Raw genomic sequence first — 16,120 nt, 5'->3', positions numbered from 1 at the left:
TGCAGCTGCGCGGGTTCCCCTACTGATACCGGTTTCACAGCCCAGCCAGCGGCTATGCTGAGCCGAGAATCCATCGCCTGAGATCCGAGGAGTGCCGGTGTCCATTCTGCGCGTCCATGACGGACTCTTCGGTCTCACCTTCCAGCAGGCGCTGGACAAGGCCTCCCCCGGAGCGACGATCGCGCTCACCCCCGGAACCTACGCGGAGTTCGAGAGCATTCCGGTCGGAAACCTACGGATCATCGGGGCCGGATCTCGCCCCGAGGACGTCATCCTCGTGACCCAGCTGGATGTGCACGGCCAAATCTCCGTAGAGAATCTGACGCTGCAGGCGCCGCACTTCCACAACGCCGTACGTCTGCACGGCCCCACAGCCTCCGCCGTCTTCCTCTACACCGCCATCCAGCCTGAGCCCACCGGCCAGTTTCCCGCCGTGTACTCGGAGGGTGGCGCGGTGACGGTGCGTCGTTCGACCCTCGACCAGGGTCCCGGGGGCTGTGCCCTCTACGTGGAGGGACAGGGCACCGCGACCTTCGAAGACTCCACCACCGGCACCGTCAACGCCGTGGCTTCAACAGTGACCACCGTTGATTCCACCCACGGGGCCTTCCATCTCTCCGCTGCCAGCAAGGTCCACGCCCGCGGCACCCTGTGCCTGGCCCCGGCAGAAGGCATGCGCGGGCTCGTCTTGACCGCCTTCAGTGTGCTGAAGGCCGAGCGGCTCACCACCGATATCACGTACCTCGAGCTGTCCCTCGAGGACAGCGCTCTAGATGTCGCCGAGGTCTCCACGTCAAGCGATGTCGACGTGCACGTGATGACCTCAGGCGGGTCGCACGTCCAGATACCGCCGGACACTGTGCGCGTGACCGACATCGATCGGCAGAAGGCGGAACAGGAGGTCGCGGAACGTCGACAGCGCGAGGAGGCGGCAGCCCGCCGTCGTGCCGAGGAAGCGGCTGCTGAGGCTGCTGCCACAGGCGAAGCCGCACGCCAGGCGGCCGCTGAAGCTCAGGCGGAGGCCCGCCGCCAGGAGGAAGCCAAGCCCCGGGCGGTGATGTGGACGGCCGCCCAGGGCGCAGACTTTACAACCGTCCAGGACCAGCTCCGCCCCGGTGACACGCTGGTGCTCGAGGAGGGGGACTTCCACCTCCCTGATCCTGCGATCATGCTGAACTGCCACATCCGCGGCACGGGGCGCGCTGACCGCATCCGCCTCCACGGCGCTGTCGGCATCCCGAACGGTGCCACCGTCCGCCTCGAGAACATGCTACTTGTGACACCGTCTACCGGGAACGCCGTGAATGTGCACGCCGGCGGCAACGCCACGCTCACTGGTGTCCTGGTGGACCCCACCAAAGCGGAAGTATTCTCTCCACTGTGCTCCTCCGGTGGGCGGCTCACACTCAACGAGGTGCGGGTCGTCTCCGAACCCACGTCCTACCTTGCCGACGTGCTGGGCACGCAGGGCGGCGTGATCGTGGCCGAGGACTCCACCTTCGGCATCGTTCGTCTTGAGTCCTCCGCACGCGCCACCCTGACCGATTGCACGGCGAACCAGCTCTATGTCTTGGGATCCGGTGAAGCCCTGAGCCTCGGCACCCTCCGTATCCCCCCGACCACCCCGCACCTGCGCGCCCTCGCCGTCGAGGAAGGCGGCCGCGGCACCATCGCGGATCTGTGCGTCGAGGAACCGTGCGAGGTGTTCGTCGCCGGCTCCCTTCAGATCGCCCACGTGAGCTCAGCACCCCACGCGCTTCACCTCATCACCACCGACACGGCGTTGCACAGCATTCCCGAAGATGCCATCGCCACGGCGGAGGAGCCCTCACAGACAGCCACAGCGGATGCCACCCTGGTCGAGCACCCAGGCGAGAACAGCACAGGTGACAGGGAACCCTCCGCCGGGCGTGGCCACGACGGGGCAGATCTGGCGGACACTAACTGCGACCCCATGGCTCAGCTGAGCGCCCTCACCGGGCTGGCCGACGTCAAGAACCAGGTGCAGACGTTCATCGCGGAGGTCCGATTCGCCGAGGCACGCCGACAGCGCGGCTTCGCCGTCCGGCGGCAGACCCTGCACAGCCAGTTCCTCGGCAACCCCGGCACCGGCAAGACCACGGTGGCCCGGCTGCTGGGCCGCGCACTACATCAGGCAGGTGTGCTGTCCTCGGACGTCTTCGTCGAGGTCACCCGTGAGGACCTGGTCTCTGAGCACATCGGCGGCACTGGACCGAAGACCCGGAGGATCCTGGAGTCCGCTTTGGGCGGCATCCTCTTCATCGACGAGGCCTACACACTCGCGGAAGGAGGGCCCCAGGACTTTGGCCGTGAGGCGATCGCAACCCTGCTGGCCTTCATGGAGAACCACCGAGACGAGTTCATGGTGATCCTCGCGGGCTATCCGGAGCAGATGCACGCATTCTTCAAAGCCAACCCGGGGCTGCGCTCGCGTGTGCCCTTGCGCTTCGACTTCGAGGACTACAGCACAGCCGAGCTCGTCCAGATGGGCCTCGCCGCCCTGGCGGACGACGGCTTCACCGTGGATCCCGACGCCTACCGGCGCACCGTGGCGGAGGCGCACCGGTCCTCGGGGGATCGCAGCAACGGCCGCTGGGTCCGTAATCTCAACGACAGACTCGTCCGGCACATGGCCCATCGCGTCATGGCCGAGTCGGGAGCGGCCGAGGACATGGTGGGGGTCGAAGACGAACGGCTCACCCAAGTCGACCCAGCGGACCTGCATGCTCTGCTGGGCCGATCTACGGAAGACGACACCGGCGTCGACCACCTACTGGTGGAGCTGGACGAGATGGTTGGGCTCGAGACCGTCAAGGCCTGGGTGCGCGGGCTGGTGGCCCAAGCAGAGGCGGACGAGCGCTTGCGGGACGCCGGCGTCGACCTGCCGCGCCCCACGTATCACATGGTGTTCGCCGGCAGCCCGGGAACCGGCAAGACGACCGTCGCCCGCCTGGTCGGGAAGCTCTTCCATCGCCTCGGCATCCTGTCTACTCCCCAGGTGGTCGAAGCCAGTCGGGAGCGAATGGTCGGCCGCTACATCGGTCACACCGAAGAACGCACCGGTCTCCTTCTGGACGAGGCACGCGGTGGTGTGCTGTTCGTGGATGAGGCCTATCAGCTGGACATGCCGGACAGCTCGAACGACTTCGGCAAAGTCGCCGTGGAGACCCTCATAACACGCCTGGAGGACGATCGTCATTCCTTCATCGCGATCTTCGCGGGGTACACCGACCGCATGGCGCAGTTCCTCTCCCTCAACCCGGGGTTGGCATCCCGAGTACCGCACAATATCGAGTTCCCGGACTACAGCCCCGACGACATCGCGGAGATCGTGGTGCGCACCCTGCGTCGGACCTGGTCGTTTGACGAGACCGTGCTCCGGTCCGCCGTCGCGCAGGGATACGCCGCACTGCCGCCGGAGTCCCGCGCCAACGCTCGCCAGGCCCGCAACTACGCCGACGCCATCTCCCAAGCGCACAAGACCTGGATCACCGAGTCATCGACGGACGGCGACGACATCCGGCACATCAGAGACGCGACCATCATCGGTGTCCTTGCAGCGGAACCTACGGGCCAGGATCAGTGACCGCGCTGCCCTGCGACGGGTTCAACCTGGGCATCGTCGAGCGAGAGCCCCGGCAGCTGGAGTACATGCTGGGGGCCTGGGGCTCGCGACCGCGTCCACGCGACCCGGTCCTCAGCGCCGTTCTCTGAACAACAGTGCGCTGGGGAGCGCCGTTTCCCGAACGAAAGCATCAGGAGTTCGCGCGTCCGGCGCACCCACTGAGCCGCCCCCTTCATTCGGTCCGGACGTTCTGTGAGTCGTCGGTTTCCATTTGATGGGTGCACTGCCGAGCGTACTCGGCTGGGGTTAGGGCGTGTCTGAGAATAGATGCACGAGTCAGCTGAGACCCTGGGGACATGTCCCGGTTCCAGATGCTCTCCGACGCCCAATGGGAGTTGATCGCCCCGATGCTCCCGACCCGGACCGGCCGCGCCGGCAGGCCGTTCGCCGACGCCCGCACCATGGTGGAGGCGATCATCTACCGATACAGGTGCGGAATCGCTTGGAGGGATCTGCCCGAGGTCTACGGGCCCTGGCAGACCGTGTGGACCTGGCATCGGCGCTTGGCCGAAGAAGGCACATGGGACACGGTGCTGGCCACGCTGACCGCCGCCGCTGACGCCGAAGGCCTGATCGATTGGTCGGTCTCGGTGGACTCCACGATCGCCCGCGCCCACCAGCACGCGACGAACATCACCCGCCTCACAGGGGGATGGGTCGAACTACAAGAATCCGCGTGAGGAGCCGGCCGATCACGGCATCGGGCGCTCCCGTGGCGGGCTGAGCACGAAGATCCATCAGCTCGTCGATGGGACCGGGCTGCCGCTGGTCAGCCTGATCACCCCCGGCCAGGCAGGGGACTCCCCGATGCTGCTTCCTCTTCTGGAGCAGCTGCGCGTGACCCGGCCAGTAGGGCGGCCCCGGACCCGCCCTGCGGCGGTGCTGGGCGATAAGGCGTACTCCTCCCGGGCGATCCGCACCCACCTAGGGCATGTCTGACAATCGTTTGGACCATGCGATCACAGCATTCAGCACCACAGCGGACCGGTAGACGATCGCGTACTTGTCATACCGGGTCGCCAGACCCCGCCACTGCTTCAGGTGCGCGTACTGACGCTCGATGACGTTGCGGCCCTTGTAGGCGTCCGCGTCGAGGCTGACGGGGCGCCCGCCGCGGGCACCGCGCCGTCTGCGGTGGCCCTGCTGGTCGGCCGGTTCGGGGATGACCGCTTTGATCCCACGGGCACGTAGGTGGGTGCGGATCGCCCGGGAGGAGTACGCCTTATCGCCCAGCACGGCCTCGGGGCGGGTCCGGGGCCGCCCTACTGGCCGGGTCACGCGCAGCTGCGCCAGAAGAGGAAGCAGCATCGGGGAGTCCCCTGCCTGGCCGGGGGTGATCAGGCTGACCAGCGGCAGCCCGGTCCCGTCGACGAGCTGATGGATCTTCGTGCTCAGCCCGCCACGGGAGCGCCCGATGCCGTGATCGGCCGGCTCCTCACGCGGATTCTTGTAGTTCGATCCATCCCCCTGTGTGGCGGGTGATGTTCGTCGCGTGCTGATGCGCGCGGGCGATCGTGGAGTCCACCGAGACCGACCAATCGATCAGGCCTTCGGCGTCAGCGGCGGCGGTCAGCGTGGCCAGCACCGTGTCCCAGGTGCCCTCTTCGGCCAAGCGCCGATGCCAGGTCCACACGGTCTGCCAGGGCCCGTAGACCTCGGGCAGATCCCTCCAAGCGATTCCGCACCGGTACCGGTAGATGATCGCCTCCACCATGGTGCGGGCGTCGGCGAACGGCCTGCCGGCGCGGCCGGTCCGGGTCGGGAGCATCGGGGCGATCAACTCCCATTGGGTGTCAGAGAGCATCTGGAACCGGGACATGTCCCCAGGGTCTCAGCTGACTCGTGCATCTATTCTCAGACACGCCCTACGTGCCCGTGGGATCAAAGCGGTCATCCCTGAACCGGCCGACCAGCAGGGCCACCGCAGACGGCGCGGTGCCCGCGGCGGGCGCCCCATTGGCCTCGACGCGGCCGCCTACAAGGGCCGCAATGTCATCGAGCGCCAGTACGCGCACCTGAAGCAGTGGCGGGGCCTGGCGACCCGGTATGACAAGTACGCGATCGTCTACCGGTCCGCTGTGGTGCTGAATGCTGTGATCGCATGGTCAAAACGATTGTCAGACATGCCCTAGGTAGCCGAGCGAGGAGTGCCGGCGGTGGTGGTTGTACTCGTCCTTCCAGTCGCCGATGATGACCTGTGCGTGCAGCAGCGAGTAGAAGCTGTTGATGTTGAGGCACTCGTCGCGGATCCGGCTGTTGAACGACTCGACGTACCCGTTGCGCCACGGCGAGCCCGGAGGGATGTAGGACAGGCCGGTGCGGGTGCCGGCCCAGTCGGCCATCGCCTCGCTGATGAACTCCGGCCCGTTGTCCGACCTGAGCACCGCCGGGGCGCCCCGGGCGGCGACGAGGTCCTCGAGGTGGGCGGTGAGTCGGTCGGCGGTAATCGAGCGCTCCACGAGCCCGCCGATGCACTCCCGGGTGTGTTCGTCGACGATCGAGCAGATCTTGATCGGTCGTCCGTGCTCGTCGGCGTCGAACTGGAAGTCCACCGCCCACACCACGTTCGGCGCGTCCGCCGTCGGCGCGTCGACGGTCGAGGACCCGACGCGCTTGCGTCGACGCCGCTGCGGGACCCGGAGCCCTTCGTCACGCCACAGGCGTTGGATCTTCTTGTGGTTCACCACCCACCCCTCGGCGCGGGCGTCGTGATACGCCCGCCGATACCCGTAGCGGGGATGGTCCTTCGCCCAGGCGCGCAGCCACTCCCTGAGCGCCCGATCCGGGTCCGTGACCGTGTCGCCCTTGAGCGGTCGCCGGTACGCGGAGCGGCTCAGCCCGACCAGACGGCACGCCATCCGTTCGCTCACCCGCAACTTGCGCTTGAGGTGATCGACGGCGGCGCGGCGCCTGTCCGGGCTTAGAAGTTTCCCTCAGCCAGCTCCTTGAGCGCGGCCTTCTCCAGCTCCGCTTCCGCGAGCAGACGCTTCAGGGTCGCGTTCTGCTTCTCCAGCTCCTTCAGGCGCTTTGCGTCGTCGGCCTTGAGGCCGCCGTACTGGTTCCGCCACCGGTAGTACGTCTGCTCGGACACCCCGAGCTCCCGGCACACCGCCGCGACGTCCTGACCATCGGCGAGCATCCTGTCGGCCTGCCCGAGCTTACGGACGACCTGCTCGGGGGTGTGACGCTTCCTGCTGTTCGTCATGATCTGACCAGTCTCCCTGCCCGCGACCGCGGGCAACAGGACGACTCTCATAACGACTGGACCTACGAAACGGGGTCAGCCCAGGTGGGGCGGAAGGTCATGATCGGCTGGCTCCCTCGACGACGGCATGTGAGTCCCGTCACCGTAGCCCAGCACCACACGCCCCCACCACCCCCGCGTACGACAAATACACAACACTCACCTTGCGTATCTCACTGAGGTGTGCCTTACTGGTTTCCGGACCCCCGCCGGAAGGACCCCCATGGCCCACGCCTCCACGCACCCCGCTCATCCGCTGCCGCCCGTGGCGCCCCGTCGCCTGCTGCTGGCCCAGCGGCTGCTCCGCGGCGAGGGCTCCGTCGAGGTCACGGCCTTCCGCGCCGGCGAGACGCTCATGACGGCCGTCCACGGCGTGAGCGCGGACGGCCGCCTCGTGGTCGCCCACGCCCCCAACCTCCTCGGGTCGCTCGGCGCGTTCCACACGCTCGCGCCACTCGACGTGCGCGTGGACGTCCTGCGCGACGCCCTGGACCTCACGGTCCCCACCCGCCTGGCGTCTGTGCATCTGCTCGGCACCCTGCGCTGGTGCCGGGACTCGGCCGAGGTCGCGGAGCTGGGGCTGCGTGGCCGCGTCGCGGATCTCGTGGCCGACGTCGGCCCGCGGGTGCGCGTGGGCGTCATCGAGACCCAGCGGATCCTGTTGCACGACGTCGACGGCGTCGCCGTGTTCTGCCGCCACACCCTGCCGCTCACGTCGCGCGGGCTCATCGACCAGGCCGAGCTCGCAGACCTGGCGGACGACGTGCTGGGCACCGCCCCCGAGGTGCTCGCGGACCTGGCCGACGCCGTCGCCCTGGGCCTGTTGCCGGGCGAGAGCACCCCGTTGCAGGTCGGCACCGGGCCCCTGCCCGAGTCGCCCGCCCACGCCCTCGACGCGGACGAAGCTGGAGTGACCCTGCTGCGCGTCCGCGACGGCGAGGCCACAGCGGTGCACGTGGCCCTGCCCGGTGCGGGCCGGCTCGATCACAGCCCCCGACACGCCTGGCGGCGACTGCTGGACGCGATCCCGGCGCGGGTCGCCCACCCCTGAGGGGCGGCGTCAGTCGATCGTGTAGGTGGCGCAGGTGGCCACGTCCGTGACCTCGATGCCCTCGGCGGTGCAGGCGAGGTCGGCGTTGTACGTGCACTCGAGGCGGTGGCACGCACCGACGGTCGAGGCGCCCTCGGTCACCGGGCGGCGGACGTCCAGCTGGACGAAGGTGCCGCAGCCGGGCGTGCGGTCGGAGCCGGCGACGGTGATGGCCAGGGCGTTGCAGGACGTCTCGGCATTGAAGGCGCAGGCACTGGCGGCGCAGGTGCGGACGGCGGTGGTCATGGCGTGATCCTCCCGGTTCGGGCCCGCCCCGGGCCGGGGCGGTGCTGCTGGAATCGAGATTACTCCCGCCCGCGAATAGCACAAGAGGGGCTAGCCTTAGTCGATAGGCGATTAGCGCAAATGTATTTTGCGCATTGTCGCGTGCCGTATGGACCGACGTCACGCCCACCCCGCCGTCACCGCCCGGTCACGTCCGCGTCACCCACCCCTGCCACCCTGCACGGGTGAGCTCGCACACTGATCCCGCGCACCCGACCGCCCACCCCGTCTCCCGCCGCACCCTCCTCGGCGGGGCGGGCCTCGTCGTCGCCTCCGCGGCGCTGCTGTCCACGCCGGCCGGCACCGCCCACGCGGCCACCGGCCCCACGCCGTTCACGCTCGGCGTCGCCTCGGGCGACCCGTGGCCCGACGGCGTGGTCCTGTGGACCCGCCTGGCCGTGGACCCCCTCGCGCTCGACGGCCTCGGCGGCATGCCGGACCAGTCGTTCCGGGTGGAGTACCAGGTGGCCACGGACGAGGGCTTCCGCAAGGTCGTCCGGTCGGGCGCCGTCACCACGGACCGCACGCAGGGCTACGCGGTGCACGTCACGCTCACCGGTCTACGCCCCGGCACCGAGTACTTCTACCGGTTCCGCGCGCTCGGCCACCTCTCGCGCGTCGGCCGCACAGTCACCGCGCCCGCCCGCGGCTCGAACCCGAGCAGCCTCACCATGACGGTCGCCTCGTGCGCCAACTGGGAGCACGGCTACTTCACTGCCTACGGCCACATGGCCGCCGAGCGTCCCGACCTCATGGTCCACCTGGGCGACTACTACTACGAGATCATGCCGTACGGGTACCCGGTCTCCTCGGGCGTCCCGCGCGCCCACAGGAACGGGGAGTCCCGCACCCTCGCCCAGTACCGGGCCCGCATGGCGCAGTACAAGACGGACCCGCACCTGCAGGACGCGCACGCCGCCGCCCCGTGGCTCGTGATCTTCGACGACCACGAGGTGGAGAACAACTGGGCGGACGAGACCCCGGAGATCTGGGACCCGAATTTCCTCGCGCGCCGCGCCGCCGCGTTCCAGGCGTACTACGAGAACATGCCGCTCCGCGCGTCGTCCGTGCCCCGCGGCATCGACATGCAGCTCTACCGCCGCATCCACTGGGGAAACCTCGCCACGTTCCACCTCCTGGACACGCGCCAGTACCGCTCGGACCAGGCCAACCTGGACCTGGTGAAGGTCGTCGACGCCGACGCACGGGACTCGCGGCGCACCATCACGGGCGCGGCCCAGGAGGCGTGGCTGCGCGAGGGCTTCGAGACCTCGGTCGCCCGCTGGGACCTCATCACGCAGCAGGTGCCGTTCGTGCAGTACGACCGCTCCTCCGGCCCGGTCTTGTGGGGCGACATGGACTCGTGGGACGGCTACGTCGCCTCGCGCGACCGCGTGGTCAGCGCATGGACCACGGCGGGCGTCCGCAACCCCGTGGTGCTCACCGGCGACATCCACGAGGCCTTCGCCTCGGACATCAAGCAGGACTTCAACGACCTCTCCTCGGAATCCGTGGGCGTCGAGCTCATCACCACGTCGATCACCTCGGGCGGCGACGGCTCGGACGCCGCCGCGGAGGCGCTCGCGTGGAACCCGCACATCAAGTTCAACAACGACCTGCGCGGCTACCTCCGCGTGGACCTCTCCGCCCAGCTGCTCGAGGCCCGCTTCCGCGTGGTCGACTACGTGAGCGAGCTGGGCTCGTCGGTGCGCACGCGCGCGGTCTTCGGCGTCGGCGACGGCGAGCATCGGCTCCACCGGATCGCCTGAGGCGAGGGGCCGTCGCCGTCCCCGCCTCCTGAGCAGACCCGGCAGCTCCACCACCCTGGCCGAGTCCGCCCCGCGCTCCTAGCGTGGGGCCATGAGCACCCATCGCCTGTCCTCCACCGCCCTCGGGTTCGCCGCCGGACTGGGCACCGCGGCCGCTGTCACCGCAGCCCGCAGGATCGCCCTCATGGCCGCCGTCGGGAAGGGCCACCCGCTCAAGCACCGCCTCCTGGACGCGGCATCCGGCCTGGTCCAGCCGAAGTACCCCATGGGCGCGATGAGCACCTACCTCAACGGACTGCACTTCTACGCCGACGACCTCGGCCGGCAGGTCGAAGCCAGCCACTTCTGCATCCACCTGCGCCACGACCTGCACCAGTGCGTGATCTTCGACCGCAACGCGCCGGACGCACGGCTGATCGGCATCGAGTACATCATCAGCGAGGAGCGGTTCCGCAGCCTCCCCGACGAGGAGCGGCGCCTGTGGCACAGCCACCACTACGAGGTGAGCTCCGGCGCCCTCACGGCCCCCGGGGTGCCCGAGCTGGCCGAGCACAGTTACTTCGAAGACCTCATCCACACCTACGGGAAGACGTTCCACACCTGGCAGTACGACCGGGACGACTTCCCGTACGGCATCCCCCAGCTGATGATGGGCCTCACCGGCGACGGCCAGGTGGACGAGGCCCTCCTGCGCGCCCGCGACGAGCGCGTGGGCGTGGACACCGCGGCCAAGCGACGCCACCGCGCGGACATCCCGGTCCCGGACGTGGTGCCGGGCGCGAACAGCTGGGAGCGCGGGCGGGTCGTGCAGACCACGCTCGAGGAGCGCCCGGTGCGGGGCCGCGACGACTGAGGGCGGCGTCGTCGGGAGGGCGCCGTTTCCCGAACGACAGCGGTGCGACACGCCGCCGTTTCCCGAACGAAAACGCTCGGCGGGCCGGCGCCGTCATCTGGATCGGGCGGGCGCGCCCCGCGAGGGACAGTACGTCCGCCGCACGTGTCGCGGCAGCGAGAACGCTGGGCTCAGACCTTCCCCTTGAGCAGTCGGTGCCAGTAGATCCGGGGCTGGCCGAAGCGGTCGAAGGCCGCCGTGCTCTTCCGCGGCTTCGTCAGGTCCACGCCGGGGATCGACCGGTCCTCGGAGCCGTCGCGGACGTGCTCGTCCAGGACCAGCTCGTCCCGGCTGACCATCACGGGGATCACGGTGTAGCCGTCGTACTTCTGGAGCGGCTTCCCCGCGTCCGCGGCCTGGATGTTCTGGGTCAGGATCTTGACCTGCCGGCGCAGGGCTCCGCCGGAGGGCCGTGTGCCCAGGGCGGCGGCGTCGCCCAGCGCCCACACGTGCGGGTGCACGGGATGCCGCAGGGTCGCGGGATCCGCGGCCGCCAGGCCGGCCTCGCCGTCGTCCGCCAGGCCCGCCTCGGCGATGAACTCCGGGGCCCGCACCACGGGCGTGATGTACGCGGCCGCGACGTCGGTGATCCGCTCACCGGTGTTGAGCACCACCTCGCGGGCCTCGTGGTCCACGGCGTTCACCTCTGCGTCGGCGTGCACACGGATGCCGTACCTCGCCACGGCCTCGGCCAGAGCGGGGTCGATGGTCTGCCGGTCCAGGATCCGGCCGTACGGGGTCACCAGGCGGACGTCCACGTCCGGCAGGATCCCCGTGCGCTCCCACGCCGCGCAGGCCAGGAACAGCGCCTTGAGCACGGTGCCGCCGCACGAGGAGGGCTCAGCCGGCACATTCGCCACCACACGGTCCCCCGCGGCCACACGCGACAGCAGCGCCCGGGCGGCGTCCACGTGCTCGGGCACGTGCGCACTCGCCGCCCATCCGGCGGCGTAGGCCTCACGCAGCCCGTCGATCGCACCCCACCACGGGGTCAGCCCCGGGCAGAGCACCAGGTGGCGGAAGCCGACGGTCAGCCCGGTGGTCGTCACCGCGGTCCGTTCCTCGGCGTCCACGGCCACGACGTGGTCCGGGATCCATTCGACCCCGTCCGGGATGACGGCCCGCATCGGCCGTTCGAACCGGGCCATGTCCGCCTGCCCGCCCGCCGCGTAGTTCAGCATGGGCCGGTAGCGGTGCAGCTGTTGGCCGTCGACGATGGCGACCCGCCCCTGCCGCTTCCGCCGCAGTGCGGCGGCCAGGGACACGCCGGCGTTGCCGCCACCGACGATCAGGATGTCGTACTGCTCTGTCACGTGGTCCTCCGTGGGGTGACGGGGTCAAAGGAACGGTACGTCCGCCCCCGCAGACGTGCTCCGCGGCAGACGGGACGTGCCGCCCATCCTCCACTGGGGGCCGGAGCCGGCGCTAGCCCGTAAGGCCCAGCAGCCGCAGCTGGTCGGCGTACTTGCGCATCCCGACCTCCACGGCCTGCGGGTTCTGCGTGTACCAGTCCAGGTGGGTCTGCCGCAGCTGCTCGGCCGGGACGGTCTGTCCGGCCACGGTCCAGTCCTCGGTCGGCTCGGCGTCGAGGTCGAGGGCCTCCACCACGACCGCCTCGAGGGGCGCGCGCACCCCGCCGAGGAGCACGCGGGAGGCGGGCACGGGCTGGACGGCGACGTCGCCCGGCAGGTGCCCGGCCACGCGCTCGGCCACGCGGGTCAGCAGCATGTTGGTCGGGTGGTTCACGGTGTAGAAGCCGACGCCCCGCTCCGCCGCCACCAGATCCGCCATGGACAGCGTCCCCTTCGCCTCCTCCCGCGCCCGCAGCGCCTGCACGGACGCGGCCGCGGCCTCGCGGATCGCCGCCGGCGCCACCTCCCGACGACGGCCCGTCGCCGCCTCGGCCAGCACGCGCAGGTCGTGGTACGGCACGACGGGCGGGTCCTCCCCCGGCCGCTCGGCCGCCCCGGGCGCGAACTTCCAGTTGCGGAGGGTGACCTGCCAGGGAAAGCGCGAGACGTCGTACACCACGGGGATCCGCACCACGGCGGCGTCCTTCGGCAACCGGGCCACGAGCTGGTCCGTGCCGATGGGCATGCCCCGGTAGTCGTGGGGGATCGGCTGGGTGACGAGGGCCTTCACGCGGGGCAGCAGCCGCTCCAGGTGCTCGACCTCGTCCGGCTGGGCCTCGAAGGCGGGCGGCACGCGGACGCTCACCAGGTCCGCCCCGTGCAGCGGTGTGCCGGGCTCCCCGCCGAGCAGCCGCCGGTACGACTCGCCCTGGCAGTTGCCCCACACCAGCAGCAGGTCACCCTCGGGCAGGTCCTCGAGCCCGTAGAAGTGGCCGTAGTGCCGGCGTCGTCCCTCGTCCTCGTGCACGCCTGCGTCCTCTCTCCTCAGCCGTCCTCGCGACGGATCCAGTCGACGCCCGCCGTCCCGAACCACCAGGCCAGGAACGCGGAGAGCGCCGCGAAGTCCAGTTCGTCCAGCTCGCTCATCGGTCCTCCCGTGCTCCGTCCTGTCCGCGATTGTGCCAGCCCCGCGGACACCGGCCCGCTCAGCCCCAGCCGCCCCACCACGCCTCGAGGTCCGGCACGGCGGCCACGGGCGCCCAGCCCAGCCGGGAGGCGGGCACCCGCCACACCCGCGCCGTCCCGCCCCGCCGACGCCGCCACCGCGCCCGGGCGCACGTCAGCACGGCGAGCGCGTCGCGCTCGGCCCGCTCGCCCGGCTCGCCCAGCACCTCCACGCGCTCGACGCCGGCCCGTTCCAGGCGCAGCAGCCACGCGGCGACGGCGTCCGCGTCAGGCCGGGCTCCGGCCGCGGCGGGCCGCAGCCGCACGTGCACGTCCACGGACCAGTCGGGCACCGACCGCACGGCGTCGAGGTCGCCGCGCGCCGGCGTCGGCGGCAGGTCCTGGGACGCCGCCGCGCCGCCGTCGGGCTCGCCCAGCAGCCGCACGCGGGGGTCGCCGAGCGCCCGCGCCGCCGCCTCGTCGAGGCCGCCCACGACGCCGACCCGCGCCCCCGGTGCCGCGCGCAGCACGGCGTCCACCGCCACCACGGCCGCCGCCGCGCCGTCCGCGCCCTCCGGCACCCGCACGCGCGCCTCGACCCGCAGCGGGCCGGCCAGGGACAGGCCGTGGCCGCGGGCCGTCGTCGCGGGGATGCGCGAGGCGAGCACGAGCGCCTCGCGGGCCTTCACCCGGGCGGCCTCGGCGGTGTCGCCGCGTCCGCCGAAGTCGGCGCCGGCCTGCCACGCCACGGCGTCCGGCGCGTGGCGCAGGGCCGCCCCCACGCGCCACAGCCGGTGCGCCAGCTCCCAGTCCTCCCCGCCGTAGCCCACGAACGCGGGGTCGAAGCCGCCGGCGTCCTCGTAGACCTCGCGCGCCATCGTGAGCACGGCCGAGATGACGTACCGGTAGCCGGTGGAGTCGGCGCGGCGCAGGTCGTCCGTCGCGCGGTACCCGTCACCCAGCCACGCCGGCTCAGCCAGGCGGGAGCTCTCCGGCACCTCGTCCCCGGGCCGCCAGCCGTCCGCCCAGGCCCGCTCCAGCCAGGCCTCGGCCAGGTGCCGCCGCCGACCCACCACCGCGGCGTCCCGGGGCGCCGTGGCCACCGCCGCCAGCGCCGCGGCGAGGTACCCGGGCTCGGGGAGCATGTCCCCGTCGAGGAAGGCGAGCACGTCGCCGTCGGCCGCCTCCGCCCCGAGCGCCCGGGCCGCCGAGGCGCGGAACCCGCGGTCCGGCTGGCGCACGGTCACCACGTCGAACGGCAGGCCCGGGTCCACCCGGGGCGGGACGGGCGAGCCGTCGTCGGCCACCACGAGCTGCAGCCCGCCGGTCAGGCCGCGCTGGGCCGCGAGCGCGGCCGTGAGCCGGTCGAGGTCCGCCTGGGCCCGGTAGTAGGGCACCACCACGGAGACGGCAGCGCTCACGTCCACCTGTGCACGCGGCGGAGCACGTCGAAGAGCATCCGCGCGCAGTCCTCGGCCCCGGGCGAGAGGTCCACGGCGGGGTCGAGCCACGTGCGCTCGGGGTCCTCGACCGCCTCGGCGATCGCCTCGGCCAGCGCGAAGGCCGGCGACCCGTTCGGGTGCACGAGCCGCAGGGTGCCCGGGCGCAGGCGCTCCATCTCCTCCGTGTAGCGGCCCGCGGAGGCGATCGCCCGCCGCCCCACCGAGGTCCACGCCGCCAGGGACCCGGACGCGGACACGTTGCGGTGCGCCGCGAACGGGATGCCCGCCGAGAGCAGGGCCGCGTCCGCGAACTCGTCCGGCACGAACCCGGTGACGCGGAACTCCAGGCCGCGCGCCTCGGCGTCGCGGGTCAGCTCCGCCACGAGGTCGTCATGCCCGATGCTGACGGGTCCGAGCGCCGTCAGCCGGCGCGGCGCCCCGGAGTCCGGGCCCCACTGGCGGTGCAGCTCGGTGAGGGCCTCCAGGGCGAGGGCGTGCCCCTTGCCCGGGTAGACGAAGCCGAAGAGCACGAGGTCCCGGTCGAGGCCGGCCATGCTCTCCGGCACCACCGGCTCGGCGCGGGCGGCCGCGGCCCGGCGGTCCTGAACGGGCAGCGGGACCACGTCCGCGGCCACGTCCACCAGGTCCGCCAGCAGCGCCCGCTCGTGCTGCGAGGAGACCACGACGCCGTCCACCGCCTGGGCGAGCCGCGCGTATGCCTCGCCGCGGCGGCGGTAGCGGCCGTCGCCCTCGGCGGGCTGCGGGATGTCGTGCAGGGTGAGCGTGGTGCCCTCGGGCAGGACGTCGACGAGCAGGTCCGCGGCGGCGGTCGCGGTGGGGCCGAACAGCGCGTCCGTGACGTCCAGGTGCACGGCGGCGCCCAGCGCGCGCGCCTCCTCCAGCACGGGCACGAGGCCCCGGAACGCCGCGACGTCCTCCGCCGTGAGCAGCTCCACCTCGGCGCCCACCCGACGGAGGGCGGCGGCGGTCTGCCGGCCATGGCGCACCACGCCGTGCTCCGGCGCGCCCACGGTCACGTACAGCACACGCCCCTGCGGCTGCGAGTCCACGTCCACGATCCCCTTCACCTGCGGCGGCGCTCCTCGACGCGGCGGCGCGCCGGAACGGACAGGATGCCGCTGCTCCGATTCTCCGATCCTGCCCTGACAGACTAGATTCCGCGACCCCCGACCCGGGACGGGGACACGCCGCCCGCGCGGCATCGCATCCCCCAGG

Annotated in this window: 11 protein-coding genes and 2 pseudogenes; 6 read left to right on the top strand and 7 right to left on the bottom strand. The window is 71.3% G+C overall.

Annotated elements, in window-relative coordinates; all coding sequences use genetic code 11:
- Positions 1-97: 97 nt before the first annotated feature.
- Both HDA34_RS08620 and HDA34_RS08615 read left to right on the top strand, forming a co-directional pair.
- Positions 98-3,607, top strand: a complete 3,510-nt coding sequence (locus HDA34_RS08620) for an AAA family ATPase (RefSeq protein ID WP_134377537.1) — start codon at positions 98-100, stop codon at positions 3,605-3,607.
- Positions 3,608-3,942: 335 nt separating this feature from the next.
- Positions 3,943-4,573: pseudogene (locus HDA34_RS08615) on the top strand (IS5 family transposase); the annotation flags it as partial.
- On the opposite strand, the gene HDA34_RS08610 reads toward HDA34_RS08615, so the two are convergent.
- Positions 4,571-5,465, bottom strand: a protein-coding gene (locus tag HDA34_RS08610; protein WP_119217444.1) for an IS5 family transposase whose coding sequence is annotated in 2 segments (ribosomal slippage) — positions 4,571-5,107 and positions 5,109-5,465 — 894 coding nt in all. Because the reading frame shifts where the segments join, the coding sequence is not laid out codon by codon here. The pseudogene HDA34_RS08615 and the gene HDA34_RS08610 overlap by 3 nt on opposite strands.
- A 37-nt stretch (positions 5,466-5,502) precedes the next feature.
- Here HDA34_RS08610 and HDA34_RS12030 point away from each other — a divergent pair.
- Positions 5,503-5,778 (top strand): annotated as a pseudogene (locus HDA34_RS12030) (IS5/IS1182 family transposase); the annotation flags it as partial.
- Here the strand turns inward: HDA34_RS12030 and HDA34_RS08600 are convergent.
- A protein-coding gene (locus HDA34_RS08600) for an IS3 family transposase (RefSeq protein ID WP_182496715.1) occupies positions 5,764-6,851 on the bottom strand; the annotation gives its coding sequence in 2 pieces (ribosomal slippage) (positions 5,764-6,581 and positions 6,581-6,851; 1,089 coding nt in all). The pseudogene HDA34_RS12030 and the gene HDA34_RS08600 overlap by 15 nt on opposite strands.
- Before the next feature lie 262 nt (positions 6,852-7,113).
- On the opposite strand from HDA34_RS08600, the gene HDA34_RS08595 reads away from it, so the two are divergent.
- A complete protein-coding gene (locus HDA34_RS08595; protein WP_134377392.1) occupies positions 7,114-7,941 on the top strand; it encodes a hypothetical protein in 828 nt (275 codons plus the stop codon).
- 9 nt (positions 7,942-7,950) lie between these two features.
- On the opposite strand, the gene HDA34_RS08590 is transcribed toward HDA34_RS08595, so the two are convergent.
- Positions 7,951-8,226, bottom strand: coding sequence for a DUF1540 domain-containing protein (locus HDA34_RS08590; protein ID WP_020624892.1), 276 nt, complete (start codon positions 8,224-8,226; stop codon positions 7,951-7,953).
- Between the two features lie 224 nt (positions 8,227-8,450).
- Between HDA34_RS08590 and HDA34_RS08585 the strand changes: the two genes are divergently transcribed.
- Together HDA34_RS08585 and HDA34_RS08580 are read left to right on the top strand one after the other, a co-directional pair.
- Positions 8,451-10,034, top strand: coding sequence for an alkaline phosphatase D family protein (locus HDA34_RS08585; RefSeq protein WP_208537659.1), 1,584 nt, complete (start codon positions 8,451-8,453; stop codon positions 10,032-10,034).
- A gap of 91 nt (positions 10,035-10,125) precedes the next feature.
- Entirely contained in the window at positions 10,126-10,887 is a 762-nt protein-coding gene (locus HDA34_RS08580) for an OBAP family protein (protein ID WP_134377394.1), read from the top strand.
- Positions 10,888-11,057: 170 nt separating this feature from the next.
- Here the strand turns inward: HDA34_RS08580 and HDA34_RS08575 are convergent, their stop codons facing one another.
- From HDA34_RS08575 to HDA34_RS08560, 4 genes are all read right to left on the bottom strand, one after another.
- On the bottom strand, positions 11,058-12,239 hold the full coding sequence (locus HDA34_RS08575) for an NAD(P)/FAD-dependent oxidoreductase (RefSeq protein ID WP_134377395.1): 1,182 nt from the start codon (positions 12,237-12,239) through the stop codon (positions 11,058-11,060).
- Positions 12,240-12,351: 112 nt separating this feature from the next.
- Complete coding sequence (locus HDA34_RS08570) at positions 12,352-13,305, bottom strand: WcbI family polysaccharide biosynthesis putative acetyltransferase (protein ID WP_134377396.1); 954 nt, start codon at positions 13,303-13,305, stop codon at positions 12,352-12,354.
- 178 nt (positions 13,306-13,483) lie between these two features.
- Positions 13,484-14,863, bottom strand: a complete 1,380-nt coding sequence (locus HDA34_RS08565) for a glycosyltransferase (RefSeq protein WP_233437095.1) — start codon at positions 14,861-14,863, stop codon at positions 13,484-13,486.
- Entirely contained in the window at positions 14,860-15,972 is a 1,113-nt protein-coding gene (locus HDA34_RS08560; RefSeq protein WP_134377398.1) for a glycosyltransferase family protein, read from the bottom strand. The genes HDA34_RS08565 and HDA34_RS08560 overlap by 4 nt, the downstream gene beginning before the upstream one ends.
- Positions 15,973-16,120 lie beyond the last annotated feature (148 nt).

Source organism: Micrococcus luteus, from assembly GCF_014138885.1.
GTDB lineage: Bacteria > Actinomycetota > Actinomycetes > Actinomycetales > Micrococcaceae > Micrococcus > Micrococcus luteus.
The sequence above is the reverse complement of the archived record's forward strand: the minus strand, read 5'-3'. Positions and strand labels throughout refer to the sequence as shown.